The sequence below is a fragment of the Amycolatopsis sp. NPDC098790 genome (genome assembly GCF_044759945.1).
In the GTDB taxonomy this organism is placed as follows: domain Bacteria; phylum Actinomycetota; class Actinomycetes; order Mycobacteriales; family Pseudonocardiaceae; genus Amycolatopsis.
On the sequence record NZ_JBIWAI010000005.1, the window covers coordinates 755,990 to 780,338 of the forward strand.

The window sequence follows — 24,349 nt, forward strand, 5'->3', positions numbered from 1 at the left end:
GTTAGCAAAGCAAACGATTACCGCCTAAGCTCACACCATGGAGTTTCGTCGTCTCGGCCGCAGCGGCCTCAACGTCAGTGAGATCTCGTACGGGAACTGGCTCACCCACGGTTCCCAGGTCGAGGAAGACCAGGCGCACGCCTGCATCAAAGCCGCGCTCGACGCCGGCATCACCACCTTCGACACCGCCGATGTCTACGCCAACACCGCCGCCGAATCGGTCCTCGGCCGCGGGCTGAAGGGCCAGCGGCGGGAAAGCCTCGAGATCTTCACCAAGGTCTTCTGGCCCACCGGTCCCAAGGGCCCCAACGACAAGGGCCTGTCCCGCAAGCACATCGTGGAGTCGGCCAACGCGTCCCTGCAGCGGCTCGGCACCGACTACGTCGACCTCTACCAGGCGCACCGGTTCGACCGGACCGTCCCGCTCGAAGAGACCATGCTCGCCTTCGCCGACCTCGTGCGCCAGGGCAAGGTGCTCTACGTCGGCGTCTCGGAGTGGACCGCCGAGCAGATCTCCCGCGGCGCCGCCCTCGCGCGCGAGCTGAAGGTCCCCTTCGTCTCCAACCAGCCGCAGTACAACATGCTCTGGCGCGTCATCGAGGACCAGGTCATCCCCGCCTCCGAGCGCGAAGGCCTCAGCCAGATCGTCTGGTCGCCGATCGCGCAGGGCGTGCTCACCGGCAAGTACAAGCCCGGCGCCGAGTTCCCCGCCGGCTCGCGGGCCACCGACGAGAAGGGCGGCGCCAACATGGTCGCCCGCTTCCTCGACGAGAACGTCCTCAAGCGCGTCGCCGAGCTGGAGCCCCTCGCCAAGCAGGCCGACCTGTCCCTCGCGCAGCTCGCCGTCGCGTGGGTGCTGCAGAACCCGAACGTCGCTTCGGCGATCATCGGGGCCTCGCGCCCGGAGCAGGTGCACGAGAACGTCAAGGCCGCCGGCAAGAAGCTCGACGCCGACCTGCTGAAGGCCATCGACGACGTCCTCGGCGACGTCGTCGAGCGCGACGCGAGCCTGACCAAGAGCCCCTAGTCCTGGTTGATCCGGCCCTGGAACGGCACGTCGAACTCGAACGCGTCTTCCGGGGCCAGCCGGGGCTGCAGCCCGAACCCGCGCAGGAGGCGGCTGGCACCCGCCAGCCGGTCGCCTCCTCGCCCGGGCACCCGCGCCGGCGCGAGGCCGTGCGAAACCAGCAGCGTCTCGACCTCGTCGATCAGCTTGTACGGGTCGTAATCACCCACGGACCCAGGTCTTCCCGGTGATCCGCTCGTAGACCTCCGTGTAGCGCTGCCGCGTCTGCTCGACGATCTCCGGCGGGACCTCCGGGCCCGGCTCGGTCTTGTCCCAGCCGGTGGTCAGGGACCAGTCGCGGACGAACTGCTTGTCGAACGCGTGCTGCGGGCGGCCCGGCTCCCACTCGTCGGCCGGCCAGAACCGCGACGAGTCCGACGTCAGGACCTCGTCGCCGAGGGTCAGCGTGCCGTCGGCGTCGAAACCGAACTCCAGCTTCGTGTCCGCGATGATCACGCCCTGCTTCGCCGCGTGTTCGGCGCCCCGGGTGTAGATCTCCAGCGTCAGCTCGCGAAGGCGCTTCGCGGTGTCCTCGCCGATCTCGTTCAGGACCTCGTCGAAGGTCATGAACTCGTCGTGGCCGGTGTCGGACTCCTTCGTCGTCGGCGTGAAGATCGGCTCCGGCAGCTTGTCGCCCTCGACCAGGCCCGGCGGCAACGCGACGCCGGAGATCCTGCTGTCACGCTGGTACTCGCGCAGCCCAAGGCCGGCCAGGTAGCCGCGGGCGATGCACTCGACCTTGACCATCTGCAGCGGCTTGCAGCGCGTCGCGCGGCCGGCGAACCCCTCGGGCACGTCCGTCGTGGACACCACGTGGTTCGGGACGACGTCGGCCATCCGCTCGAACCACCAGGCCGAAAGCTGGTTGAGCAGCTTGCCCTTGTCCGGGATCAGCGTCGGCAGCGCCACGTCGTAGACCGAGACCCGGTCGGACGCGACCAGCAGGATGTCCCCGCCGTCGAGCTCGTACAGGTCGCGGACCTTGCCCGCGTGGATGTGCTTCATTCGCCGTCCTCAGTCGTGTACTCGTAGAAAACCCAGTGGTCGGGCAAGGCGGCGGACTCACCGTACTCGACGACCGTCCCGTCGGCCGCCAGGAAGGTGCTCCGGCCCAGCAGCACCGGCGACCCGGCGGGCAGCCCGAGCTCGGCCGCCTCCTCCTCGCCCGCGCGGCCCGCCGCGTGCCGTTCCTGCGTCGTCGCGATCTTCGTGCCCAGGCGCGCGGCCGCGTGGGCCGACGTGCCTTCGACGATCCGCTCGGGCACCAGCAGCGCCGGCGCCTTGGCCGACAGCGCGCCGTCGAACCACGACGTCGACGTCGACAGCGGCCGCGAGTCCGGCCCGTACGTGGTACGGCGCCGCCGGATCGCCGGGGCGCCCTCGTCCAGGCCCAGCGCGGCCGCGGCGCGCTCGGACGCCGGCTCCAGGCCGGCCGAGCGGATCACGGCGAAGTGGCCGGGCGGGTAGATGCGGCCCGTACGCGTCGAAGCGGCGGTGCGGTCGCGGGCCGTGCGGTGCAGGCCGCCGCGGTCGACGACCGTGCCGACGCCGCGCACCGGCCGCACGAGCCCCTGCGAGCGGAGCGTGGCCAGCACCTTGGTGGCCGTCGCCATGGCGACGGCCCACGTGCGCGCGATCTCGCGGGCGGACGGCACCGCGTCGCCCTCCTGCAGCCGGCCGGACAGGATGTCGTCACGGATGCGGCCCGCGATCTGCAGGTACGGCGGCTCAGGACGGTCGAGGGTGGGCAAGGCGGCTCCTCACAGGGATTACGCTCAAGTGTTCTAGCACGCCGGGGTGTCTCCCACAAAGCCCTGTTCAGAACCACCCAGGTGTACTAGTACACGTGCTGGACTGCGCTCTAGTACGCAAGTTACCCTCGAAAGTGTGTCCCCGCCCACAGCTCACACCGGCTCCAGCGGCCAGGGCCTCGAGGAACTCCTCGAGGAACTCCGGCGCCGCAAGTGGGTGCTGCACCTGTTCGGCGGCCGCGAAGCCCCCGAGGTCTACGCGGCCGTCCACCGGTGGCCGACCTGCGCGGACGTCATCGTCCTGCGGGACGAGCACCGGGCGAGCGCCTTCCGCGTGCCCTTGTTCCCGGGCACCGACGTGTTCAGCCCGAAGGTGGTCACGTGGCAGTACCACGCCACCCCGGTCTGGACGCTGCGGGCGGTGCTCACCCTCGCGGAGCCCGGCACCCCGGGCGCGCCGCTGCAGGCACTGCGGCCACAGCCGGAGTGCCACATCCCGCCGGAACTGCGCCACGACGTGACGATCCGGCCGACAGGCACCACGGAAACGACGGAACGCGACGACGGCGGCGGCCCGCCCGCCTGCGCTTAACGCTTCAGGAGGCGCTCCGCGACCACCAGGTCGTGGGGGTAGGTGATCTTGAGGTTCTCGGGAGCCCCCGGGACCCAGCGGATCGGCAGGGAGGAGAACCGCTCCATGCAGGACGAAGTGTCCGTACCCACGAAGCCCTCGCGCTCGGCCTGTTCGTAGGCCTCGAGCAGCGGTCCGGCCCGGAAGCCCTGAGGCGTCTGGACTCGGATCGCGCCGGGCACCTGGGCGACCAGGTGCCCGGCATCCACTCCGACGACGTCGTCGGCGGCCAGGCCCGGCACAGCCCCCCCGTCCTCGCGTGTCCGGGTCAGTACCGCGCCGATCAGCTCGGAGTGGACCAGCGGCCGGGCCGCGTCGTGCAACAGCACGGCGTCGACCCGGCCGCCTGCAATTCTCGGGGCGAGGTGACGCAGGGCGTTGAGCTCGGAGGCTTGGCGCGTGTCCCCGCCGTGCACGATCTCGACGCCGTCGCCGGCGACTTCGTCGGCCAGGTGGCGGTCCTGCGGCCGGATGACGAGCACGAGCACGCCGATCCCGGGGACGCGCTTGAAGGCGTCGAGCGACCAGGCGACCACGCGCCGCCCGGCCACGGGCAGGTAGACCTTGTTCAGCTTCGCGCCGACGCGGGTGCCCGCGCCGCTGGCCAGCACCACCGCGGCCGCCGTCGTCTCCACGAGCCGCGAGACTACCGCCCGCGCGACGGCTTCCTTGCTTCCCCGCCGCCGCGGGCTTCGCCGCCGCGCAACTCGCCGCCGCGCACTCTCGCCGCGCCCGTCTCACCGCCGCGCACTCTCTCCGCGCCCCTCTCACCGCCGCCTAACTCCCGCCATACCCCTCTCACACCCGCGCACTTCCTGCCGCCACGCCCCTCGCCACCGCTCCAGACCGGCGCCCGATGTCTTGAATGAGTCATTCAGGACGTCCGGCGTCCTGAATGACTCATTCAAGACCTTTCGAGGGGATCGGCAGCCGCGCAACTCGTCGCCGCGCTCGCGCTCGCCACGCACCTGCCGCCGCGCGACTCCCGCCGCACCCTCTCGCCGCCTGACTTCCGCCGCACGCCTTCTCGCCGCCGCATGCCTTCTCGCCGCCGTGCACCTCCCCGCCGTGCACCTCCCCGCCGCGCGCCTCCCCGCCGCGCGCCTCCCCGCCGCCGCACCCCCTCCCCGCACCGTCGCCGGATGTCTTGAATGACTCATTCACGTCGCCTGGCGACATGAATGAGTCATTCACGTCGTTCCGAGGCGACCGGCCGCCGCCGCGGGCCCGCGTGCTGCCGGTAGGTTGGCCACAGCGTTGCCGTGGACGAGAAAGGGCCTGGTGTGGAGCCGGACAGCATCGAGTTCCCCGAGATCACCCCGCCCGACGACCACGCCCGGTCCGATGCCATCGCGCTGCACGACAAGCTGGTCAAGCCGGCCGGGTCGCTCGGCAGGCTCGAAGAGCTGGGCGTCTGGATCGCCGCGTGCCAGGGCCAGTCGCCGCCGCGGCCGTTCACCCGGCCGCGCGTCATCGTCTTCGCCGGTGACCACGGCATTGCCGCCAAGCGCGTTTCCGCCTACCCCGCCGAGGTCACCGGGCAGCTGCTCGGCACCATGCTGACCGGCGGCGCCGCGATCAACGTGCTGGCCGCCGCCGCGGGGGCGAGCGTCCGCGTGGTCGACATGGCCGTCGACACCGAAGCACCCGCCACGCGCTCGATCGGCGAGTTCAAGGTGCGCCGCGGCTCCGGTTCCATCGACGTCGAGGACGCCCTGACCGCCGACGAGGCGAAGCAGGCCGTCCGCGCCGGGATCGCGATCGCCGACGCGGAGGTCGACGGCGGGGCCGACCTGCTCATCCCCGGCGACCTCGGGATCGGCAACAGCACGCCGGCGTCGGTGCTGGTGGCCGCGCTGACCGGCAGCGAGCCGGTCGCGGTCGTCGGCCGCGGCTCCGGCATCGACGACGACGCCTGGATGCGCAAGGCCGCCGCGGTGCGCGACGCGCTGCGCCGGGCCCGCGCGGTCCTCGCCGACCCGATCGCCCTGCTGCGCACCACCGCCGGCGCGGACATCGCGGCGATGGCCGGGTTCCTGGCTCAGGCCGCCGTCCGCCGGACGCCGGTGGTGCTCGACGGGCTCGTCGCGTGTGCCGCGGCGCTCGTCGCCGAGGACCTCGCGCCGGGCGCGCGCCGCTGGTGGGTCGCCGGGCAGCGGACCGCCGAACCCGCGCACGCGCTCGCCCTGGAGCACCTGGATCTGGGCCCGCTGCTGGAACTGGACGTCCGCCTCGGCGAAGGCACCGGCGCGGTGACGGCGTTGCCGCTGCTGATGATGGCGGCCCGCGTCCTCGCCGAGACCGCCACGCACGAGCAGGCCGGCGTCTCCGGCCCGGTCATCCCGGCCACCGCCACCTGAGCCGACGAAAACGGCCCCCGCGGAAGACGCGGGGGCCGTTCCTCGTCAAGCAATTCAGCCCAGCGGGACCATCCAGTGGTCGACGTCCGGGTGGGTGCCTTCCTGGATGCCGGTCAGCTCCTCGCGCAGCTTCATCGTCAGCGAACCCGGCTGCCCGTCGGCGATCGTGAACTCGCCGCCCGCGTGCTTGACGTGCCCGACCGGCGTGATCACCGCCGCCGTGCCGCACGCGAACGTCTCGGTCAGCTCACCCGAAGCCGCCGCCTTCTCCCACTCCTCGGTGGAGATCCGGCGCTCCTCGACCTTGTACCCGAGCCGCGAAGCCAGCTGCAGCAGCGACTTGCGCGTCACGCCGGGCAGCAGCGAGCCGGTCAGCTCGGGCGTGACCACCCGGGCGTTCTCGCCGGAGCCGAAGACGAAGAACAGGTTCATCCCGCCCATCTCCTCGACCCAGCGCCGCTCGACGGCGTCGAGCCAGACCACCTGGTCGCAGCCCTTCTCGACGGCCTGCGCCTGCGCCACGAACGACGCCGCGTAGTTGCCGGCGCACTTCGCCGCGCCGGTGCCGCCGGGCGCCGCGCGCACGTACTCCGTCGACAGCCACACGCTCACCGGCTTCACGCCGCCGGAGAAGTACGAGCCCGCCGGGGACGCGATGACCGTGTACACGTAGTCGGCGGCCGGGCTGTTGACGCCGAGCCCGGTGGACGTCGAGATCATGAACGGCCGCAGGTAGAGGGAATCACCCTGGCGGGTGGGCACCCACCGGCCGTCGACGGCGATGAGCTCGCGCAGCGACTCGACGAAGACCTCTTCCGGCAGCTGCGGCATGGCGAGCCGCTCGGCCGACTGCCGGAACCGCGCGGCGTTGGCGTCCGGGCGGAACGACGCGATCGTGCCGTCCGGCTGGCGGTAGGCCTTCAGGCCCTCGAAGATGGCCTGGCCGTAGTGCAGCACCGACGTCGCCGGGTCGAGGGTGAACGGGGCGTAGGGACCGACCTGGGCGTCGTGCCAGCCTTCGGTCTTCGACCACTTGACGGTCACCATGTGGTCGGTGAAGTACAACCCGAAACCGGGCTTCTCGAGTACCTCCGCGACACGGTCCGCGCTCGCAGGACTCGGGTGCGGGACAGAGGCGAACTGCGTCGTGGTCGTCATGGCTCGACGATACCCTTTGGTCGGAGGCGCGTTAGTCGGAAGTCCCACTGTTGCGGGTCTCCCGCGCCCGCGCCCCGCTCACCCTAAGATGACGGCGTGAGCTACTCCACGCAGCCGGTGCCCCGGCCCAAGACGGGCGGGGCCGACGTCAAGACGTTCGTCACCGCGGTGCTGCTGACCTTCGGCGTCGGCCTGCTCGGCATGGTCGGCTGGGCCGTGCTGTCCAGCGGCTTCGGCGGCTTCCTCGGCCTCGTCGCGGGGGTCTTCGGCATCGTCTGGTGGCGCAGCATCCACGGCAAGACGGTGTTCCCGAAGGTGGTCCCGACGAAGTCGGTCGTCATCCTCGCGGTCGTCAACGCGGTGCTGGCGCTGATCCTTCTCCTGACCGCGGGCTGAGCAGCCCCTCGGGCAGCTCCGGCACCGGCCAGCCCTCCTCGGGGCGGAAGTCGGTGTCGGTCCCGTCGAACGGGTAGGCGCCGCGTTCGGCGAGCGCGCCGATCCGCTCGCCTTCCGCGCGCAGCCGGTCGAACTGCTCGAGCGTGAGGCGGCCGACGTCGATGGCGGCCTCGGCTTCGTCCTCGTCGTCCCAGCGCCAGGTGCCGTCGTGCTCGACGACGACGTCGAGCACGCCGTCGATCCGGTCGACCGCGCCGGGCGTGCGGCCCAGCGGGATCTCCAGGTTGACGTACCAGTTCTTGAACCGGCCTTCGAGGTCGAAGAACCACCAGACCGACGACCACTCGTCTTCGGGGACCCGGCGCAGCGTCGACGTGCCGTGCCAGGAGTCCGCGACCGCCACCCGCGGGATGCGGAACCGCTGCTCCAGGGGGGCGTCGCGCATCAGGCGGCCGTCGGCGAGCCTGCTGCCGACGATCGGGGTGCCCGCCGGGATCCAGCCGCGCAGGACGCGGCCGTCGTCGTCGAGGACGCGCAGCGGGTGGACCTGGCCGATCGAGCCGTCGGGGCGGTGGAACCGTTCGACCACGGTCTCCCCCGGCCGCCAGCGTCGATCACTCACGCGCCCCACTGTACCGGCGCGCGCGTACGCCCAGTAGCAGCTCGATCACGGTCGCCAGCCCGGCCGCGACGAGCACGGGCAGCGCCGGCAGGAAGTACGCGGCCACCGCGGCGACGGCGATCCCCGCCGAACCCCGGATTCCGGTGCGCTCCCGGACCTCGACGCCGGCGGCGAGCGCGGGCACCACGGTCGCGACCACCGCGACGACCGTGAGCAGCGGCTGCAGGGAATCCGCGTCGGCGGCGGACAGCAGGTCGCGCATCGACGTCAGGGACAGCCCGAGCCGCACCGCGCCCAGCTGGTAGAGCGCGGCGAACGCGGCCAGCACCGCGACGGCGCCGAGCAGCAGCACGCGCCACCCGGCGAACTCCCGTCCGCCGGGGCGCAGGAAGGGCAGGAACACGACGGCGGCGACGAGCACGCCCGCGAAGTCCGGCACCTGGAGACCGCCGCCCGCGGTCGCCACCGGCGTCACCGCGACGCACAGCGCGACCAGCACGAGCCCGGCGGCGAGGAGCAGCCCGCCCGCGATCCGTACGACGAAGGTCGGGATCTTCAGCCCGGCGAACCCCGCGCCGGCGACCACGACGACGAAGGCCGCGGCCGCGAGTTCGCGGTGCGCGGGGAAGGCGTAGGCGCCGAACGCGATCGCGTAGACCGTCACCTCGGCCAGCCGGGCGACGGCCACGACGACCCGGTCGACCAGGGCTTCCCCGGGTTCCGGCACCGCCGCCGTCACACCCGCCGCGACGGCCGCCAGCACCAGCCCGGCGAGCAGCCACCAGCCCGCGCCTGCCGCTCCGGCCGCCAGCGCCACCAGCAGCCCACCGCCCAGCCGCACGCCGCCCCTCCTCGCCCTGTGTTCACCGCTGCTTCCGCCGTCATTAGCATGGCTCACGATCCCGACCGGGCCGGCGCCCGGTACCACCGCGAACGCGCGAGGAGCCAGAAGTGACCGTGCCTAAGCTCGCCCTGTCCGACAACACCGGGGAGGCACTGGCCAAGACGCGCGCCGACGTGGTCGTCATCGGCACCCTGGCCGGCGAGGACGGCCCGCTTCTCGCCGACGGCGCCGCCGCCGTGGACGCCGCCTTCGACGGCCGCCTGGCCGGCCTGCTCGCCACCCTCGGCGCCAGCGGCAAGGCCGAAGAGGTCGTCAAGCTCCCGACGCTGGGCAAGCTCGCCGCCGGGGTCGTCCTGGCCGTCGGCCTGGGCAAGGCCGGCGACGGCGTCACCCCCGAGCAGGTCCGCCGCGCCGCCGGTGCCGCCGGCCGCGCGCTGGCCGGCACCGACCGCGCGTTCGTGACGCTGTCGGAGCTCGACCTGCAGGCCGCCGTCGAGGGGACCGTCCTCGGCTCCTACGTCTTCACCGCCTACCGCTCGGAGAAGGGCGACGCGCCGGTCGCGAAGGTCGACTTCGCGAGCCCGGCCGACGGCACCGCCCGCGAGCACAAGGCGACGCTGAAGGCCGCGACCGCCATCGCCGAGGCCGTGCTCACCGCCCGCGACCTGATCAACACCCCGCCGAACGACCTCTACCCCGCCTCCTTCGCCGACCGCGCGAAGAAGCTGGCCGAGGACAACGGCCTCGAGTTCGAGGTCCTCGACGAGAAGGCGTTGAAGCGCAAGGGCTTCGGCGGCATCCTCGGCGTGGGCGGCGGCTCGGCGCGCCAGCCGCGGCTCGTGCGCATCGGCTACAAGCCGGCGAAGGCCGCCAAGAAGGTCGCCCTCGTCGGCAAGGGCATCACGTTCGACTCGGGCGGCATCTCGCTCAAGCCCGCCGCGAACATGGACCACATGACCTCGGACATGTCCGGCGCCGCCGGCGTGCTCGCGTCGGTCGTGCTGGCCGCGAAGCTCAAGTACCCCCTGGAAGTCGTCGCGCACATCCCGCTGGCGGAGAACCTGCCGTCCGGGACGTCGTACCGCCCGGGTGACGTGCTGACCATGTACGGCGGCAAGACCGTCGAGGTGCTCAACACCGACGCCGAAGGCCGGCTCGTCCTGGTCGACGCGATGGTCCGCGCCGCCGAGGAGAACCCGGACTACCTGATCGAGACCTCGACGCTGACCGGCGCCCAGGTCGTCGCGCTCGGCAACCGCACGGCCGGCGTCATGGGGTCGGAGGACTTCCGCGACCGCGTCGCCGCGATCATGCAGGCCACCGGCGAGAACGGCTGGCCGATGCCGCTGCCGGAGGAGCTGCGCGCCGACCTCGACTCGCGGCTGGCCGACCTGGCCAACGTGACGGGCCACCGGTGGGGCGGCATGCTCGCCGCCGGTATTTTCTTGCGCGAGTTCGTCGCCGACGGCCTCGACTGGGTCCACATCGACATCGCGGGCCCGTCGTTCAACACCGGTTCCCCGTGGGGCTACACCGGCAAGGGCGGCACGGGCGTCCCGGTGCGGACGATCGCCGCGGTGCTCGCGGACATCGCCGCCAACGGCTGAGGTGCACTGACGTGAATGACTCATTCATGTCGCCAGACGACATGAATGAGTCATTCACGTCGCTTCGGGAGCGGTGATCGAATTGCCGCTTTCGGTGTGATCCGCGACACCGTACCGTGGCCGGGTGACGACCGAGCCGGTGGAACGCGACTCCCCCGCCGAAATCGCCGCCGAGCACGACGAAGAACGCCCGGCGCGCACCCTCTCCCGCGTCCCCGACCGCGTCGTCTACTTCGTGGCACTGGCCGTCGCCGTGCTGGTGCTCAAGCAGGTGTTCTTCCCCTTCGCCAAGGGCAACCAGTTCTACCTCGTGCTCTTCCTCGGCGTGACGCTGCCGCTGGTCTTCCTCTGCTACCGCCCGCGGCTGCGCGGCCGTGACGACCCGGGCTGGACCGACTGGGCGCTGGCCGTCCTGACCCTCGCCGTCGGCCTCTATCCCGTGCTCGTCGGCTACGACGACTTCCTCAACCGCCAGGGCACCCTGTCCCCGCTGGACGTCGTCGCCGGCGCGCTGCTGCTCGTGCTGATCCTCGAAGCCACCCGCCGGACGACCGGGCTGGTGCTGCCGATCGTCTGCCTGCTCTTCCTCGCCTACGCCTACTACGGCGGCTACCTCCCGCAGAACTGGGGCATCGCCCACGCCGGGATCGACTTCAGCCAGATCGTCAACGCGCTCTACAACGACGCGAGCGGCTTCTACGGCACCCCGCTCGACGTCGCGGGCAGCTACATCGTGCTGTTCACCCTCTACGGCGCCGTGCTGAACGCCTCCGGGGCCGGACAGTTCTTCGTGGACATCTCGTTCGCGGCCTTCCGCAAGTCCCGGACGGCTCCCGGCCGGACCACCGTCCTGTCGGGCTTCCTGCTCGGCACGGTCTCGGGCTCGGGCACCGCGACGGCGGTCAGCCTCGGCTCGATCACCTGGCCGATCCTGAAGAAAGCCCGCTACCCCAAGGAAAACGCGGGCGGGCTGCTCGCCGCGTCCGGGATCGGCGCGATCCTCTCGCCGCCGACGCTGGGCGCCGCCGCGTTCATCATCGCCGAGTACCTGCAGACGTCGTACCTGACCGTGCTGATCTGGGCGACCGTCCCGACGCTGCTGTACTACCTCGGGATCGTCTTCGCGATGGAGGCCGACGCGCGGCGCTTCAAGGCCGAGCCCGTCGACGTCCCGCACGGCGATCCGTGGAAGCTGTTGCTGCGCGGCGGTTACCACTTCCTGTCGCTGGCGATCATCGTCGTGTTCCTCGCCCTGGACATCCCGCCGTTCGCCGCGGTCGTCTACGCGACCGGCGTCGCCGCGCTCTTCGCGTTGATCGCCCGGCGCCGGGACGTGAAGGGCTGGGCGAAGGACATGGTCGATGCGCTCTCGGCCGGCGTGCGCGGGGCGCTGCCGGTGATCGCGGTGTGCGCGGCGGCCGGGGTGATCACCTCGACGATCACCAAGACCGGGCTCGGCCTCGAACTCGCCGACGCGCTGGTGGAACTGGCCGGCGCGCTCACCGACAACGGCACGCTGATCCTCATCCTGACCGTGCTGCTCTCGGCCGTCGCGGTCGGCGTGCTCGGGCTCGCGGTGCCGGTCACCGCCAGCTTCATCATCGCGTGGGTGGTGATCGGCCCGGCGCTGGAGACGCTCGGGGTCGCCGACGCCGAGCGCGCGATGTTCATCTTCTACTACGCCGTGCTTTCCGAGGTCACGCCGCCGACCGCGCTCGCCGCCGTCGCGTCGGCGGCCATCACCGGCGGGTCGGTGCTGGGCACCATGTGGCAGTGCTGGAAGTACACGCTGCCCGCGTTCCTCGTGCCGATCGCGTTCGTGCTGACCGACAACGGCGCCGCGCTGCTGCTGCAGTCCGACGTCCTCACCGTGCTCTGGGTGGCGGCGGTGTCGGCGGTCGCCGTCGCCGCGCTCGCGGTGGTGACCGGCGGCTGGCTGTTCGGGCCGGTCAGCCTGCCCGTTCGGCTGCTGTTCGTGCCCGCCGCCCTGTGCCTGCTCTACCTGGAGCCGGTGCCGATCGCGGTCGGCGCCGCGTTCGGCGTCGCCGCCCTGCTCGCCCACGCCGTCGTCAAGAGGAGGACAGCATGAAACGCGCATTGGCCGCGGCCGCGGTGCTGGCACTGGCCGTCACCGGCTGCGGCGGGAAGCAGCAGACCGACCAGCCGGCCGCGAGCGGGACCCAGTCCTGCGAAGCGAGCGAAGGCCGGATCACCATCGCCACCGGCAACAGCGGCGGCGTCTACTACGTGCTGGGCGGCGGGCTGGCCCAGCTGATCAGCAACAACTCGAAGCTGCGCGCGACGGCGGCCGAGACCGGCGCGTCGGTGCAGAACATCCAGCAGCTGGTGGCGGGCACCTACGACGTCGCGTTCTCCCTCGCCGACACCGCGGCGGACGCCGTGCGGGGCAAGGGATCCTTCGACGGCAAGCCGCAGAAGGTCCAGGCGCTGTCCCGGATCTACCCGAACTCGACGCAGGTCCTGGTGCGGACGGACTCGGGCATCAACAGCGTCGAGGACATGCGCGGCAAGCGGATCTCGACGGGCTCGCCGAAGTCGGGCACCGAGGTGATCGCGAACCGGCTGCTGCAGGCGGCCGGGCTGAAGGACACCGACGTCCAGGCGCAGCGGCTCGACCTCGCCAAGACCGCGGACGGCATGAAGGCGGGCACGCTCGACGGGCTCGTCTGGTCCGGCGGGCTGCCGACCGCGCAGATCACCGACATCACGACCTCGTTGAAGGACAAGGTGAAGTTCGTCGACATCACGCCGTTGCTGCCGAAGCTCAAGCAGGTCAACGAGGTCTACGCCCAGGGCGTGATCCCGGCGGCCACCTACGCCCAGCCATCGGACGTGCCGACGGTCGTGGTGCCGAACCTGTTGCTGGTGCGCGAGGACTTCCCGGCGGGCAACGCGTGCGCGATCACCAAGCTGATCTTCGACAAGCAGGCGGAGCTCGCGAAGGTGCACCCGGCCGCGAAGGAGATCACGAAGCAGCTGGCCACGCAGACCGAGCCGGTCCCGCTGCACCCGGGGGCGAAGCAAGCGCTGGGCTAGGGTCGGTGGGTGGACGCCGGTGACTACCTCGAGGCCGCGGTCCGCGACGTCCTGACCGCGGCCGACCCGGTGGTCGACGACCGGATCGGGTACGCGGCGCTGCTGCTCGCCGTCGCCGGCGCGCCCGAGGAGGCCGACCGGCTGGTCGAGCAGTGGCTGATCCGCACGGAACGCCCGGTGACGGCGCTGGCGCCCGACCCGCTGCGGGCCCGCGCGTGGGCGATGCTGTTCGAGGCGCGCGGCGGACGTCCGGAGTGGGCTTCGGGGTTGTCCCCGCTCGACCTCGACGCCGAGGAGCGCGCGCACGCGGTGTCGCTGCGCCGGCCGGTGTCCGATCTGGAGGGTGTGCTGCCCCCGGGGCCGGTCGCGGAGGTGGTCAAGCAGGTGGTGCCGTCCCGGCCGGACCGGGTTCGAGCGGCCCTTTCGGACGGAGATCTGGAGTTGTGGGCGTCGCTGGCCGGGCCGCGGCCGGACGTGGCGACGCTGGCGGCGACGCGGGCTTCGGCACCGGCGCTGGTGGCGGGCGCGGACCCGCTCGGCCTGCGCGAGTGGGCGCCGGCGTGCGCGGGTGCGCTGGTCGCGGCGCTGCACGAGAGGTACCCGCCGGAACTCGGGAGCTGGCCGGAGCTGGTCGCGGAGATCATGCGCTTGCGCGGTCACGGCTCGGCGGAGCCGCCAGTCCGCGGCGGCACCTCCCTCGGCTCGGCGGAATTGCGGCCCGCGCCGCTCCTGCGCGGCCGGAGCACCCTCCCGCCCCCGGCGTCCGAAGCGGCGATCCGCTCCGCCGAACTCCGCCTGGGCGTCGAGCTGCCGCCCGACCACCGCGAATTCCTCCGAACGTGCGACGGCCTACCCCCGGACATCGTCTTCCCGCGCCTGCTCGGCACCGCCGACCTGCGGGCCGAGAACGGCGTCGTCGTCCTTTCCCACCCGGCGGTGCTGCTGCTCTCGGCCGGCCACGTCGTCGAGGTCGACCCGGTGCTGGGCACGACCGTCCACCCGTCGTTCCGCGCCGCGCTGGTCCGGCACGCCACCCTGCTCGCCCAAGCCAGCTAGGTTGGACCCGGTGACCACCCTCAGCGCGGAGACGATCACCCCGGCCAACGTCGCCGCCGCGTGCCAGCTGGCCGTCGAGCCGCACCAGAAGGACTTCGTCGCGCCCGTCGCGGTTTCGCTGGCCGAGGCCTACACGCAGCCCGAGGTGGCCTGGCCCCGGCTGATCCTGGACGACGGCGAACCGGTCGCGTTCGTCATGGGCGGCTTCGACCCGGGCGCCGAGCTGGACTTCTTCCGCTGCGGGATCTGGCGGCTCAACGTCGGCGCGGGCGTCCAGGGCCGCGGCTACGGCCGGTTCGCCGTGGAAACCGTCCTCGACGAGGCGAGAAGACGCGGCAACACCACCGCGACGGTGCTCTGGATCCCCGCCGACGGCGGCCCGGAGGACTTCTACCTCAAGCTGGGCTTCCGCCCGACCGGCCAGGAGTTCAACGGCGAGGTCGTCGGCCGGATCGAGCTCTAGGCCTGGCCGCGCTTCTTGCGCTCGGTGTACTCCCGCATCCGCTTGGGGTAGCCGACCCGCGCGACCTCGTACACCGGGATCGAGCGGCGGTGGCCGAACTGCTGGGCCGCCTCCAGGCTGCCGATCCGGCGCCGGGTCCACTCGCCGTCGTGGGCGATCAACACCACAGTGGTCTCGGTGACGTTCGTCTTCGGCTCGACGAAGGCCTCGACACCCCGCCTCGAGGCCACCCACTCCTCCAGGTGCCGGGTGTCCTCGGAGCTGGCTTTCCGCAGCGTACCGGCCTTCTGCCCGCCCTTGGCGCGCCTGCGCAGCGAGTCGAAGAGCCCCACCACGACCACCTTCCCTCCCGAGACCTACGCCACTCATTATCCCGATGTCCGCGTGTGGTCGGCGTCGCACACCCGGCTAGGTCGCAGCCCCGTCCGGCGTAGTGACAAGATGGCGGATGTCGCGCGCGCGGTTATACCGGGCGGGCGCGGCGACAGAGCACCACCCCACCGCTTGCCGAGGAGTTATTGAAGTGACCGACACCTCCGCCGACCTTGTGATCCTGGGAGGCGGATCGGGCGGCTACGCCGCGGCTTTCCGCGCGGCCGAGCTGGGCCTTTCCGTCACGCTGATCGAGAAGGACAAGCTGGGCGGGACCTGCCTCCACCGGGGCTGCATCCCGACCAAGGCCCTGCTCCACGCCGCCGAGGTCGCCGACGAGACCCGCGACGCCGAAGCCGTCGGCGTCAAGGCCGCCTTCGAGGGCATCGACATCGCCGGGGTCAACAAGTACAAGGACGGCATCGTCGCCCGTCTGTACAAGGGCCTGCAGGGCCTGGCCAAGGCGCACAAGGTGAACCTCGTCGAGGGCGCCGGCACGTTCGTCGGCGGCACGACCGTCGAGGTGGACGGCACCCGCTACACCGGCAAGAACGTCATCCTCGCCACCGGCTCGTACTCGCGCACGCTGCCCGGCCTGGAGCTCGGCGGCCGCGTCATCGCCAGCGAGCAGGCCCTCGCCCTGGACTACGTCCCCAAGAAGGTCGTGGTGCTCGGCGGCGGTGTCATCGGCGTCGAGTTCGCCAGCGTCTGGGCTTCCTTCGGCGTGGACGTCACCATCGTCGAGGCGCTGCCGCGGCTGGTCCCGAACGAGGACGAGTTCGCGTCCAAGCAGCTCGAGCGCGCCTTCCGCCGCCGCAAGATCGCCTTCAAGACCGGCGTGAAGTTCACCGGCGCGAAGCAGGACGACAACGGCGTGAGCGTCTCGCTGGAGTCCGGCGAGACCATCGAGGCCGACCTGCTGCTGGTCGCCGTCGGCCGCGGGCCGAACTCGGCGGGCCACGGCTACGAGGAGGCCGGCGTCAAGATCGAGCGCGGCTTCGTCATCACCGACGAGCGGCTGCGCACCAACCTGCCGAACGTCTACGCCGTCGGCGACATCGTCCCGGGCCTGCAGCTCGCGCACCGCGGCTTCCAGCAGGGCATCTTCGTCGCCGAGGAGATCGCCGGGCAGAACCCGCGCGTGATCGACGAGAGCGGCATCCCGCGGGTCACCTACTCCCACCCGGAGGTCGCGTCGGTCGGGCTGACCGAGTCGCAGGCGAAGGACAAGTACGGCGCCGACGTCACGACGTTCACCTACGACCTCGGCGGCAACGGCAAGAGCCAGATCCTCAAGACCTCCGGCGGGGTGAAGCTGGTCAAGGCCCCGGACGGCCCGGTCGTGGGCGTCCACATGGTCGGCGACCGCGTCGGCGAGCTGATCGGCGAAGCGCAGCTGATCTACAGCTGGGAGGCCTTCCCCGAAGACGTCGCGCCGCTCATCCACGCGCACCCCACCCAGACCGAGGCCCTCGGTGAAGCGTTCCTCGCCCTCGCGGGGAAGCCGCTGCACGTGCACAGCTGACGTCCCACCAGCAGAACCCAGACCACGCAGAACTTGGAAGAGGAGTCAGCGAACGATGGCCTACTCCGTCACATTGCCGGAGCTCGGGGAGAGCGTCACCGAAGGCACCGTCACCCGGTGGCTTAAGCAGGAGGGCGACACCGTCGAGGTCGACGAGCCGTTGCTCGAGATCTCGACCGACAAGGTCGACACCGAGGTCCCTTCCCCGGTGGCGGGCACGGTCGTGAAGATCAGCGCCCAGGAGGACGAGACCGTCGAGGTCGGCGGCGAGCTCGCCGTCATCGACGACGGGTCCGGCGGCGTCCCCGAGTCCTCCGCCCCCGCGCAGGAAGAGCAGAAGTCCGAGCCGGAGCCGGAGCCCTCGCAGCCCGAGCCGCAGGCCCAGGACAGCGCGCCGAGCAAGCCGGACACCGCGCCGGCCGCCGGCGGTGAAGGCACCGAGGTGAAGCTGCCCGAGCTGGGCGAGAGCGTCACCGAGGGCACCGTCACGCGCTGGCTGAAGGCGGTCGGCGACTCGGTCGAGGTCGACGAGCCGCTGCTCGAGATCTCCACCGACAAGGTCGACACCGAGGTGCCGTCGCCGGTCGCCGGCACGGTGCTGGAGATCCGTGCGGGCGAGGACGAGACCGTCGAGGTCGGCGGCGTCCTGGCGGTGATCGGTGACGCGAACGCGGCACCGAAGGCCGAGGCCAAGCCGGAGCCCGAGCCCGAGCCCGAGCCGAAGCCGGAACCCAAGCCGGAGCCGAAGCCCGAGCCGGTTCAGGAGTCGAAGCCCGAGCCCAAGCCGGAACCGAAGCCGGAACCGCAGGCCGCGCCCGCGGCGAAGGCCACCGAGGCGGCCCCGGCCGCCGCGGCGAAGGACGGTTCGGCGGACGGCCCGTACGTCACGCCGCTGGTCCGCAAGCTCGCGTCGGAGCACGGCATCGACCTCGCGTCGCTGACCGGCAGCGGCGTCGGCGGCCGGATCCGCAAGCAGGACGTCCTGGCCGCGGCCGAGGAGAAGCAGAAGGCGGCCGCTCCGGCTCCCGCCGCTGCCGCTCCGGCCGCCGCTGCCGCCCCGTCGGCGCCCGCCGCGCGTCCCGCGGCCCCGGTGTCGGCGGAGCTCGCCGCGCTGCGCGGCACGGTCCAGAAGGCCAGCCGGATCCGCCAGATCACGGCCACCAAGACCCGCGAGTCGCTGCAGATCGCCGCGCAGCTCACGCAGGTCCAGGAGGTCGACGTCACGAAGATCGCCAAGCTGCGCTCGCGCGCGAAGGCGGCCTTCAAGGAGCGCGAGGGCGTCAACCTGACGTTCCTGCCGTTCTTCGCGAAGGCCACGGTCGAGGCGCTCAAGCAGCACCCGAACGTCAACGCGTCCTACAACGAGGACACGAAGGAGATCACCTACCACGGCGCCGTGCACCTGGGCATCGCGGTGGACACCGAGCGCGGGCTGCTCTCGGTCGTGATCCACGACGCGGGCGAGCTGAGCCTGGCCGGGCTCGCGCACCGGATCGCCGACCTGGCGGGCCGCGCGCGGTCGGGCCAGATCAAGCCGGACGAGCTGTCGGGCGGCACGTTCTCGATCACGAACATCGGCAGCGTCGGCGCGCTGTTCGACACGCCGATCATCGTGCAGCCGCAGTCGGGCATCCTCGGCACCGGCGCGGTCGTCAAGCGCCCGATCGTGGTCGCGGACGCCGACGGCAACGACACGATCGCCGTCCGGTCGATGGCGTACCTGCCGCTGACCTACGACCACCGCCTGGTGGACGGGGCCGACGCGGGCCGCTTCCTGACGACGATCAAGCAGCGCCTGGAAGAGGGCAACTTCGAGGGCGAACTCGGCCTCTGAAGTCACCGCTGACGAAGGCCGCCACGGACTTCCCGTGGCGGCCTTCGCCGTGTCCGGGAGTGCGGTCGCGCAGCGGATGCGCAACGATCGGGGCATGCGAGTACTGATCGCCGGAGCGAGCGGCTTGATCGGGTCGGCGCTGGGCGAGCGCCTGCTGGGCGAAGGGCACGAAGTCCGCCGGCTGGTGCGGCGGGAGGCGCGCGGCGGCGGGGAATTCCGCTGGGACCCGCCGTCCGGGACCATCGCCGAGGGCGCCTTCGAGGGTGTGGACGCAGTCGTGAACCTGGGCGGCAAGCCGTTGTTCCCCGGCCGCTGGAGCGCGATGCGCAAGCAGCAGCTCACCGACAGCCGGGTCGAGCCGACCGAGGTGCTCGCCGAAGCCGTCGCCGAACACGGGGTCGGCGTGCTCGTCAACGCTTCCGCCGTCGGCTACTACGGCCACACCCACGAGTCCACTGTGGACGAATCGGCCCCGCGCGGGCAGGGCTTCCTCGCCGAACTATGCGAAGCCTGGGAAGCCGCGACGGCCCCGGCGGGCGACGTACGGGTAGTGCACATCCGGACCGGCCTCGTCCTGTCGGCGAAGGGCGGCCTGTACGGCACGCTGCGGCCGCTCTTCCAGCTCTGCCTGGGCGGGCGGCTCGGCGACGGCCGCCAGTACATGCCGTGGATCTCCCTCGACGACGAGGTCGGCGCGATCGCCCACGTCCTCGCGAACGACGTCTCGGGCCCGGTGAACCTGACCGGCCCGGCGCCGGTGACCAACGCCGAGTTCACCCGCGCGGTCGGCCGCGCCCTGCACCGCCCGGCGCCGTGGTGGGTGCCCGGCTTCGCGCTCAAGGGCGTCCTCGGCCAGGCCGGCGAGGAGATGGCGTTGTTCGGGCAGCGGGCCGTCCCGGTCGTGCTGGAACGCTCCGGTTACGCGTTCCGGCACCCGACGCTGGACCGCGCGCTCGCGGCGGCATGACGGTCCCGCTCAAGCGCTGGCTCGTCGTCGGCCTCGCGCTGGCGGCGGCGTTCGTCGCGCTCGGGCTCGGCGTCGCGCGGCACCCGCTGACGCTCGACTCCCAGGTGGCGAGCGCCCTCCACAGCGTCTACACCCAGCCGCTCGGCACGGTGGCGGAGATCGGCAGCGACGTCCTCGGCCCGGTGCTGCCCTGGGTGCTCGGCGTGGCGCTGCTCGCGCTGGCGCTGCGGCACCGGCAGCACACCGGGTTGTGCGTGCGGCTCGCCGTCGTGCTGCTGCTGTGCCGGCTGACCAGCGTCGTGGCCAAGCCGCTCTTCCTGCGGGAACGCCCGCGCGACTACCCGGACCTGAGCTACCCGAGCGGGCACGTGACGTCGGTGGCGAGCACCGGGTTCGTGCTGGTGCTGCTGTGCGCGTGGCTGTGGCCGCGGCTGGTCCGCCGGGTCGCGGCGGCCTCGGCGGTGGCGGTGGTGCTCTGCGCGACCTGCCGCGTCCTGCTGGGGGTGCACTGGGTGTCGGACACGATCGGAGCAGTGCTCGCGGTGACCGGTGTCGGCCTGCTCTCAGCGTGCGCCTTGCGGCTGCTTCCCCCGGGTGACGGGCGTAGCCTCGACGGGTGAGTTCTTCCCGCACTTCCTGCCGCGCCAGCACCGAGCCCGTCGACGTCCGGGAGCTCGGCACGATCGACTACACCGAAGCCTGGGAGCTCCAGCGGACCCGGCTCACCGAGCGTGCCGACGGCACCGCGCCGGACACGATGTTCCTGCTGCAGCACCCGTCGGTGTACACCGCGGGCAAGCGCACCGAGCCGGCCGACCGCCCGGCCGACGGCACCCCGGTGATCGACGTCGACCGCGGCGGCAAGATCACCTGGCACGGCCCGGGCCAGCTGGTCGGCTACCCGATCGTGAAGCTCGGCGACCCGATCGACGTCGTCCACTACGTGCGGCGGCTGGAGGAGGCGCTGATCCACGTGTGCGACGCCCTCGGCGTGCACAGCGGCCGGGTGGAGGGCCGCAGCGGCGTCTGGATCCCGGCGGACGACCGCGGCATCGAGCGCAAGATCGCGGCGATCGGCATCCGCGTCCAGCGCGGCGTGACGATGCACGGCTTCGAGCTGAACTGCAACGCGGACCTGAAGGCGTTCGACTCCATCGTCCCGTGCGGCATCCGCGACGCGGGCGTGACGTCGCTGTCGTACGAGCTGCAGCGGGACGTGAGCGTGGAAGCGGTGCTGCCCCTGGCCCGCGACGCGGTCTTGGCGGCGCTGGAAGGCGAACTCCCGGTGAGCGAAGACCGCTGGCTCCCCCGCCCGGCGGCTCCCGAGGCCCCCGGCGTCACCTTCGCCCTCCAGAACTGAAACCGGGCCTGCCTCCTGTGGACAACAGGAGGCAGGCCCGGCTCGACGCCGGCGGAACTGTCGGACCGTTCCGCTAGCGTGGAAAACGGGGGCTGCTCAGTCCAGCTGCGGTGCGACCTCGGCCGCGACCAGCTCGAGCTGGTCCAGGTCGGCCAGGTCCAGCAGCTGCAGGTAGACCCGCGTGATCCCGGTCTTCTCGCGCCACTGCCCGATCCGGTCGACGACCTCGGCGGGCGTCCCGGCCAGGCCGTTCGCGCGCAGTTCGTCGAGGTCCCGCCCGATGGCGGACGCCCGCCGCGAAACCTCCTCGTCGGAGCGGCCGACGGCGATGGTCAGCGCCACCGAGCGCAGGATCTCCTTGGGGTCGCGGCCGATCTCGGCCGCTGCCGCGTCGACGCGGGCGAACTGCGCGGCCGCCGCCTCGACGCCGGTGAACGGCAGGTTGAACTCGTCCGCGAACTTGGCCGCCAGCTGCGGGGTGCGCTTCTTGCCCTGGCCGCCGACGATCACCGGCGGCGCCGGCGACTGCGCGGGCTTCGGCAGGCCCGGCGAGTCGGTGAGCGTGTAGTACTCGCCCTTGAACGAGAACGTCGACCCCGCCGGCGTCTTCCACAGGCCGGTGACGATCTCGAGCTGCTCGGCGTAGCGGTCGAAGCGCTCCTTGAGCGGCGGCAGCGTCAGGCCGTACGCCTCGTGCTCGGCGTCGTACCAGCCGGAGCCGAGGCCGAACTCGACGCGGCCGCCGGACATCCGGTCGACCTGCGCGACGGAGATGGCCAGCGGGCCCGGGTGCCGGAACGTCGCCGCGGTGACGAGCGTGCCGAGCCGGATCCGGCTGGTCTCCCGCGCCAGGCCGGCGAGGGTGATCCACGCGTCGGTCGGGCCGGGCAGGCCGTCGGCCGAGCCCATCTTCAGGTAGTGGTCGCTGCGGAAGAAGGCGTCGTAGCCGGCGGCTTCGGTCGCCTTCGCGACACGCAGCAGGTCGTCGTAGCTGGCCCCCTGCTGGGGCTCGGTGAAGATCCTCAAGTCCACGAAAGTCAGCCTATAGAGACGTCGGGCTCCGTGCGCCGCAGCCGTACCAGCATGCGGACGATGACGTCCTCGATCTCGGCGCCGACCTTCTTCGGGTCGGGCGAACTGGCGATTTCGGTCGCCGCGCTCGAGAGCGCGCCGAACAGCAGCCGCGCGGTCACCTCGACCGGCACGGGCTCGACCTCACCCGCGTCGATCAGCGACTGCAGCCCGGACCGGACCAGCCCGAAGCTGCACCGCTCCTCGGCCTCGCGCCAGCGCTCCCAGCCCATGACGACCGGTGCCTCGTGGATGGCGATCCGCTGGTAGGCGGGGTCGAGGCAGGCGCGGATGAACGCGTTGAGGCCGCCGAGCGCGCGTTCCCACGGGGAGCCCTCGCCGGTCATGATCTTGTCGAGCCGGTCGTAGACGAGGCTTTCGACCTGGTCGAACACGGCTTCGAAGAGCGCCTGCTTGCCGCTGAAGTGGTGGTACAGCGCGCCTTTGGTGACCCGGGCGCGTTTGGCGATCTCGTCCAGCGAGGTACCCGCGTAGCCGCGCTTGGTGAACAGTTCGACCGCGCTGTCGACCAGCGCCGACCGCGTCGACTCGGAGTAGTCGAGTCGTCTGGACCTCATTGTCGCCACCTTCACAACCTTACGCCCGGAGGATCTCTCCGTACTCATGGTATGTTCGCGTCGTCAGGTCCGTACCGGGAGTATGCCGCAGACCCGCGGTATGACCCGGACCACGGAAGGGGAGCCGCACGATGAGCTGGACCGACTTCTACCGACGTCAGGAAATCCTCGAAGCCACCGTCCGCCTGGCGGGCCGCAACCCGGCCGCGCCGCTGCCGCTGGAGGAGGTCCCCGGCGCCGAAGAGCACTTCGGTTCCGAGGAGAACGTCCTGCTGGCGCTGCAGTACCAGTGGACGCGGACGCTGAGCGGCCGCCTGCGCGCCGAGGTCACCGACCCGGACGACGCCGACGGACTGGGCGACCACGTCGACGCCGTCACCCGCGCGTGGCGCGCCGCCGTCGACGAGCACGAGACGCTGCGCGCGGTGCTCGACGGGGCGTACGAGCGGCACGCGTCGCTGCGCCGGATGCACGAGGGCGAGCTGCGGATGCTCGCCGTCACGGCCGGGCTGGCCGACCCGCGCGAGCCGGCCGAAGAGATCGTCAAGGTGGGTTACGCGCTCGAGGCGCTGCTGCGCACGGGCCGCTCGGAGACACCTCGCCGTCGTCCCGTCATGGGACACCTGCGGCGCCTGCTCGCGCCCAGTGCGTGAACAGGGTTTAGTAAGCGCATGACGGAGCGCTGGACCGAAGCCGACATCCCCGACCAGACCGGCCGGACCGTGCTGGTCACCGGGGCGAACTCGGGGCTCGGGCTGCGCACCGCGGAGGTGCTCGCGAGCAAGGGGGCTCGCGTGCTCCTCGCCTGCCGCTCCGCCGAACGCGGGGCGAAGGCACTGGACATCGTCAGGAAGGCCGCCGCGGGCGCCGGGCCCGAGCTCATCCCACTGGACCTGAGCGAGCTCGCCTCGGTGCGCGCGGCCGCCGCGTCGGCCCGGAAGCTGACCGATGACGCACTCGACGTCCTGGTCAACAACGCCGGCGTGATGGCGACCGCCCGCGGCCGCACCGCCGACGGCTTCGAGCTGCAGTTCGGCACCAACTACCTCGGCCACGCGGCGCTGACGTGGCTGCTGATGCCCGCGTTGCGCGGCCGGGTCGTCACGCTGTCGAGCCTGGCGGCCGTCGGCGCCCGCATCCACCTCGACGACCCGAACGGCGACCACCGCCGCTACAACGCGGCCGCCGCGTACGGGCAGTCCAAGCTCGCCGACCAGGTGTTCGCGCTCGAACTGGACCGGCGCCTGCGCGCGGCCGGCGCGGCAGTGCTCAGCGTCGCCGCGCACCCGGGGTACACCGCGACGGGACTCGGCAGCGGCATGGCGCGCTCGTACTCGAACCCGGTCGTGCGTTCGCTGATCGCGGGCGGCCACCGCGTCGGCGAGGTGCTGTTCGCCCAGAACACCCGCATCGGCGCCCTCCCCCAGCTGTACGCGGCGACGGCGGACGGCGTCGAAGGCGGCACGTACTTCGGCCCCCGAGGCCTCGGCAACCTGCGCGGATACCCGGCTCGCATCCCGCCGGTGGCCGCCGCGCGCAGCGAGTCGCTGGGGTCGGCGCTGTGGGAGCTGACGGCCGGGTTGACCGGCGTCACCCCCGACCCCGCGTAGCCCGGACGGGCGTACGGTTGA

26 protein-coding genes are annotated in these 24,349 nt (G+C 72.1%); 16 read left to right on the top strand and 10 right to left on the bottom strand.

Annotation, left to right across the window (positions count from 1 at the left end; all coding sequences use genetic code 11):
* Positions 1-37: 37 nt before the first annotated feature.
* Complete coding sequence (locus tag ACIQWX_RS37140) at positions 38-1,027, top strand: aldo/keto reductase family protein (protein ID WP_400881358.1); 990 nt, start codon at positions 38-40, stop codon at positions 1,025-1,027.
* Here the strand turns inward: ACIQWX_RS37140 and ACIQWX_RS37145 are convergent.
* From ACIQWX_RS37145 to ACIQWX_RS37155, 3 genes are read right to left on the bottom strand one after another with little or no spacing between them, the layout of a single operon-like run.
* Positions 1,024-1,236: a hypothetical protein gene (locus tag ACIQWX_RS37145; protein ID WP_400881360.1), complete on the bottom strand. Its 213-nt coding sequence runs from the start codon at positions 1,234-1,236 to the stop codon at positions 1,024-1,026. The two genes, ACIQWX_RS37140 and ACIQWX_RS37145, sit on opposite strands and share 4 nt — an antisense overlap.
* Positions 1,229-2,071, bottom strand: coding sequence for a phosphoribosylaminoimidazolesuccinocarboxamide synthase (locus ACIQWX_RS37150; protein WP_400881362.1), 843 nt, complete (start codon positions 2,069-2,071; stop codon positions 1,229-1,231). The genes ACIQWX_RS37145 and ACIQWX_RS37150 overlap by 8 nt, the downstream gene beginning before the upstream one ends.
* Positions 2,068-2,817, bottom strand: coding sequence for a GntR family transcriptional regulator (locus ACIQWX_RS37155; protein WP_400881364.1), 750 nt, complete (start codon positions 2,815-2,817; stop codon positions 2,068-2,070). Before ACIQWX_RS37155 ends, ACIQWX_RS37150 begins: the two co-directional genes overlap by 4 nt.
* A gap of 136 nt (positions 2,818-2,953) precedes the next feature.
* On the opposite strand from ACIQWX_RS37155, the gene ACIQWX_RS37160 reads away from it, so the two are divergent.
* On the top strand, positions 2,954-3,409 hold the full coding sequence (locus ACIQWX_RS37160) for a hypothetical protein (RefSeq protein ID WP_400881366.1): 456 nt from the start codon (positions 2,954-2,956) through the stop codon (positions 3,407-3,409).
* Here the strand turns inward: ACIQWX_RS37160 and ACIQWX_RS37165 are convergent.
* On the bottom strand, positions 3,406-4,083 hold the full coding sequence (locus tag ACIQWX_RS37165; RefSeq protein WP_400881368.1) for a 2-C-methyl-D-erythritol 4-phosphate cytidylyltransferase: 678 nt from the start codon (positions 4,081-4,083) through the stop codon (positions 3,406-3,408). The genes ACIQWX_RS37160 and ACIQWX_RS37165 overlap by 4 nt on opposite strands.
* A 648-nt stretch (positions 4,084-4,731) precedes the next feature.
* On the opposite strand from ACIQWX_RS37165, the gene cobT reads away from it, so the two are divergent.
* Positions 4,732-5,808 (top strand): nicotinate-nucleotide--dimethylbenzimidazole phosphoribosyltransferase, encoded by a 1,077-nt coding sequence (gene cobT, locus ACIQWX_RS37170; protein ID WP_400881474.1) that lies wholly within the window; start codon positions 4,732-4,734, stop codon positions 5,806-5,808.
* A 54-nt stretch (positions 5,809-5,862) separates the two neighbouring features.
* On the opposite strand, the gene ACIQWX_RS37175 is transcribed toward cobT, so the two are convergent.
* Positions 5,863-6,966, bottom strand: a complete 1,104-nt coding sequence (locus ACIQWX_RS37175) for a branched-chain amino acid aminotransferase (RefSeq protein ID WP_400881370.1) — start codon at positions 6,964-6,966, stop codon at positions 5,863-5,865.
* A 96-nt stretch (positions 6,967-7,062) separates the two neighbouring features.
* On the opposite strand from ACIQWX_RS37175, the gene ACIQWX_RS37180 reads away from it, so the two are divergent.
* Positions 7,063-7,362 (top strand): hypothetical protein, encoded by a 300-nt coding sequence (locus ACIQWX_RS37180; RefSeq protein WP_400881372.1) that lies wholly within the window; start codon positions 7,063-7,065, stop codon positions 7,360-7,362.
* Here ACIQWX_RS37180 and ACIQWX_RS37185 read toward each other — a convergent pair.
* Both ACIQWX_RS37185 and ACIQWX_RS37190 read right to left on the bottom strand, forming a co-directional pair.
* Positions 7,319-7,984 (bottom strand): DUF402 domain-containing protein, encoded by a 666-nt coding sequence (locus ACIQWX_RS37185; protein WP_400881374.1) that lies wholly within the window; start codon positions 7,982-7,984, stop codon positions 7,319-7,321. The two genes, ACIQWX_RS37180 and ACIQWX_RS37185, sit on opposite strands and share 44 nt — an antisense overlap.
* Positions 7,977-8,825: a hypothetical protein gene (locus ACIQWX_RS37190; protein WP_400881376.1), complete on the bottom strand. Its 849-nt coding sequence runs from the start codon at positions 8,823-8,825 to the stop codon at positions 7,977-7,979. The genes ACIQWX_RS37185 and ACIQWX_RS37190 overlap by 8 nt, the downstream gene beginning before the upstream one ends.
* Positions 8,826-8,935: 110 nt before the next feature.
* Here ACIQWX_RS37190 and ACIQWX_RS37195 point away from each other — a divergent pair, with 110 nt between their 5' ends.
* From ACIQWX_RS37195 to ACIQWX_RS37215, 5 genes are all read left to right on the top strand, one after another.
* Positions 8,936-10,435, top strand: coding sequence for a leucyl aminopeptidase (locus tag ACIQWX_RS37195; protein WP_400881378.1), 1,500 nt, complete (start codon positions 8,936-8,938; stop codon positions 10,433-10,435).
* A 124-nt stretch (positions 10,436-10,559) separates the two neighbouring features.
* Positions 10,560-12,524 (top strand): TRAP transporter permease, encoded by a 1,965-nt coding sequence (locus ACIQWX_RS37200; protein WP_400881380.1) that lies wholly within the window; start codon positions 10,560-10,562, stop codon positions 12,522-12,524.
* Positions 12,521-13,492 carry a TAXI family TRAP transporter solute-binding subunit gene (locus ACIQWX_RS37205; RefSeq protein WP_400881382.1) on the top strand — a complete coding sequence of 324 codons (972 nt, stop codon included), beginning with the start codon at positions 12,521-12,523 and terminating at the stop codon, positions 13,490-13,492. Before ACIQWX_RS37200 ends, ACIQWX_RS37205 begins: the two co-directional genes overlap by 4 nt.
* Positions 13,493-13,501: 9 nt before the next feature.
* Positions 13,502-14,548 (top strand): SMI1/KNR4 family protein, encoded by a 1,047-nt coding sequence (locus ACIQWX_RS37210; RefSeq protein ID WP_400881383.1) that lies wholly within the window; start codon positions 13,502-13,504, stop codon positions 14,546-14,548.
* Between the two features lie 10 nt (positions 14,549-14,558).
* Positions 14,559-15,011 carry a GNAT family N-acetyltransferase gene (locus ACIQWX_RS37215; protein ID WP_400881385.1) on the top strand — a complete coding sequence of 151 codons (453 nt, stop codon included), beginning with the start codon at positions 14,559-14,561 and terminating at the stop codon, positions 15,009-15,011.
* On the opposite strand, the gene ACIQWX_RS37220 is transcribed toward ACIQWX_RS37215, so the two are convergent.
* Entirely contained in the window at positions 15,008-15,352 is a 345-nt protein-coding gene (locus ACIQWX_RS37220) for an oxidoreductase (RefSeq protein ID WP_400881387.1), read from the bottom strand. The two genes, ACIQWX_RS37215 and ACIQWX_RS37220, sit on opposite strands and share 4 nt — an antisense overlap.
* A 182-nt stretch (positions 15,353-15,534) precedes the next feature.
* Here ACIQWX_RS37220 and lpdA point away from each other — a divergent pair, with 182 nt between their 5' ends.
* The 5 genes from lpdA to lipB all read left to right on the top strand — a co-directional run bounded on the left by lpdA (position 15,535) and on the right by lipB (position 21,069).
* Positions 15,535-16,908: a dihydrolipoyl dehydrogenase gene (gene lpdA / locus ACIQWX_RS37225; protein WP_400881389.1), complete on the top strand. Its 1,374-nt coding sequence runs from the start codon at positions 15,535-15,537 to the stop codon at positions 16,906-16,908.
* A 55-nt stretch (positions 16,909-16,963) separates the two neighbouring features.
* The gene (gene sucB, locus ACIQWX_RS37230) at positions 16,964-18,742 is read left to right on the top strand and encodes a 2-oxoglutarate dehydrogenase, E2 component, dihydrolipoamide succinyltransferase (protein WP_400881390.1); all 1,779 of its coding nucleotides are present in this window, start codon (positions 16,964-16,966) and stop codon (positions 18,740-18,742) included.
* Positions 18,743-18,836: 94 nt separating this feature from the next.
* On the top strand, positions 18,837-19,709 hold the full coding sequence (locus ACIQWX_RS37235; protein ID WP_400881391.1) for a TIGR01777 family oxidoreductase: 873 nt from the start codon (positions 18,837-18,839) through the stop codon (positions 19,707-19,709).
* Positions 19,706-20,329, top strand: coding sequence for a phosphatase PAP2 family protein (locus tag ACIQWX_RS37240; RefSeq protein WP_400881392.1), 624 nt, complete (start codon positions 19,706-19,708; stop codon positions 20,327-20,329). The genes ACIQWX_RS37235 and ACIQWX_RS37240 overlap by 4 nt, the downstream gene beginning before the upstream one ends.
* Positions 20,326-21,069: a lipoyl(octanoyl) transferase LipB gene (gene lipB / locus ACIQWX_RS37245; RefSeq protein ID WP_400881394.1), complete on the top strand. Its 744-nt coding sequence runs from the start codon at positions 20,326-20,328 to the stop codon at positions 21,067-21,069. Before ACIQWX_RS37240 ends, lipB begins: the two co-directional genes overlap by 4 nt.
* Positions 21,070-21,165: 96 nt before the next feature.
* Here lipB and ACIQWX_RS37250 read toward each other — a convergent pair whose 3' ends face one another.
* Positions 21,166-22,101 (bottom strand): LLM class F420-dependent oxidoreductase, encoded by a 936-nt coding sequence (locus ACIQWX_RS37250; protein ID WP_400881396.1) that lies wholly within the window; start codon positions 22,099-22,101, stop codon positions 21,166-21,168.
* A 5-nt stretch (positions 22,102-22,106) separates the two neighbouring features.
* Complete coding sequence (locus ACIQWX_RS37255; protein WP_400881398.1) at positions 22,107-22,718, bottom strand: TetR/AcrR family transcriptional regulator; 612 nt, start codon at positions 22,716-22,718, stop codon at positions 22,107-22,109.
* A gap of 131 nt (positions 22,719-22,849) precedes the next feature.
* On the opposite strand from ACIQWX_RS37255, the gene ACIQWX_RS37260 reads away from it, so the two are divergent.
* The gene (locus tag ACIQWX_RS37260) at positions 22,850-23,371 is read left to right on the top strand and encodes a hypothetical protein (RefSeq protein WP_400881399.1); all 522 of its coding nucleotides are present in this window, start codon (positions 22,850-22,852) and stop codon (positions 23,369-23,371) included.
* Between the two features lie 18 nt (positions 23,372-23,389).
* A complete protein-coding gene (locus ACIQWX_RS37265) occupies positions 23,390-24,328 on the top strand; it encodes an oxidoreductase (protein WP_400881401.1) in 939 nt (312 codons plus the stop codon).
* Positions 24,329-24,349 lie beyond the last annotated feature (21 nt).

Excerpts from the sequence above, each read along its gene's own strand:
- ACIQWX_RS37140 (WP_400881358.1), top strand. The coding sequence starts at position 38 with ATGGAGTTTCGTCGTCTCGGCCGCAGCGGCCTCAACGTCAGTGAGATC.
- ACIQWX_RS37150 (WP_400881362.1), bottom strand. The coding sequence starts at position 2,071 with ATGAAGCACATCCACGCGGGCAAGGTCCGCGACCTGTACGAGCTCGAC.
- ACIQWX_RS37175 (WP_400881370.1), bottom strand. The coding sequence starts at position 6,966 with ATGACGACCACGACGCAGTTCGCCTCTGTCCCGCACCCGAGTCCTGCG.
- ACIQWX_RS37205 (WP_400881382.1), top strand. The coding sequence starts at position 12,521 with ATGAAACGCGCATTGGCCGCGGCCGCGGTGCTGGCACTGGCCGTCACC.
- sucB (WP_400881390.1), top strand. The coding sequence starts at position 16,964 with ATGGCCTACTCCGTCACATTGCCGGAGCTCGGGGAGAGCGTCACCGAA.
- ACIQWX_RS37235 (WP_400881391.1), top strand. The coding sequence starts at position 18,837 with ATGCGAGTACTGATCGCCGGAGCGAGCGGCTTGATCGGGTCGGCGCTG.
- ACIQWX_RS37240 (WP_400881392.1), top strand. The coding sequence starts at position 19,706 with ATGACGGTCCCGCTCAAGCGCTGGCTCGTCGTCGGCCTCGCGCTGGCG.
- ACIQWX_RS37255 (WP_400881398.1), bottom strand. The coding sequence starts at position 22,718 with ATGAGGTCCAGACGACTCGACTACTCCGAGTCGACGCGGTCGGCGCTG.
- ACIQWX_RS37260 (WP_400881399.1), top strand. The coding sequence starts at position 22,850 with ATGAGCTGGACCGACTTCTACCGACGTCAGGAAATCCTCGAAGCCACC.
- ACIQWX_RS37265 (WP_400881401.1), top strand. The coding sequence starts at position 23,390 with ATGACGGAGCGCTGGACCGAAGCCGACATCCCCGACCAGACCGGCCGG.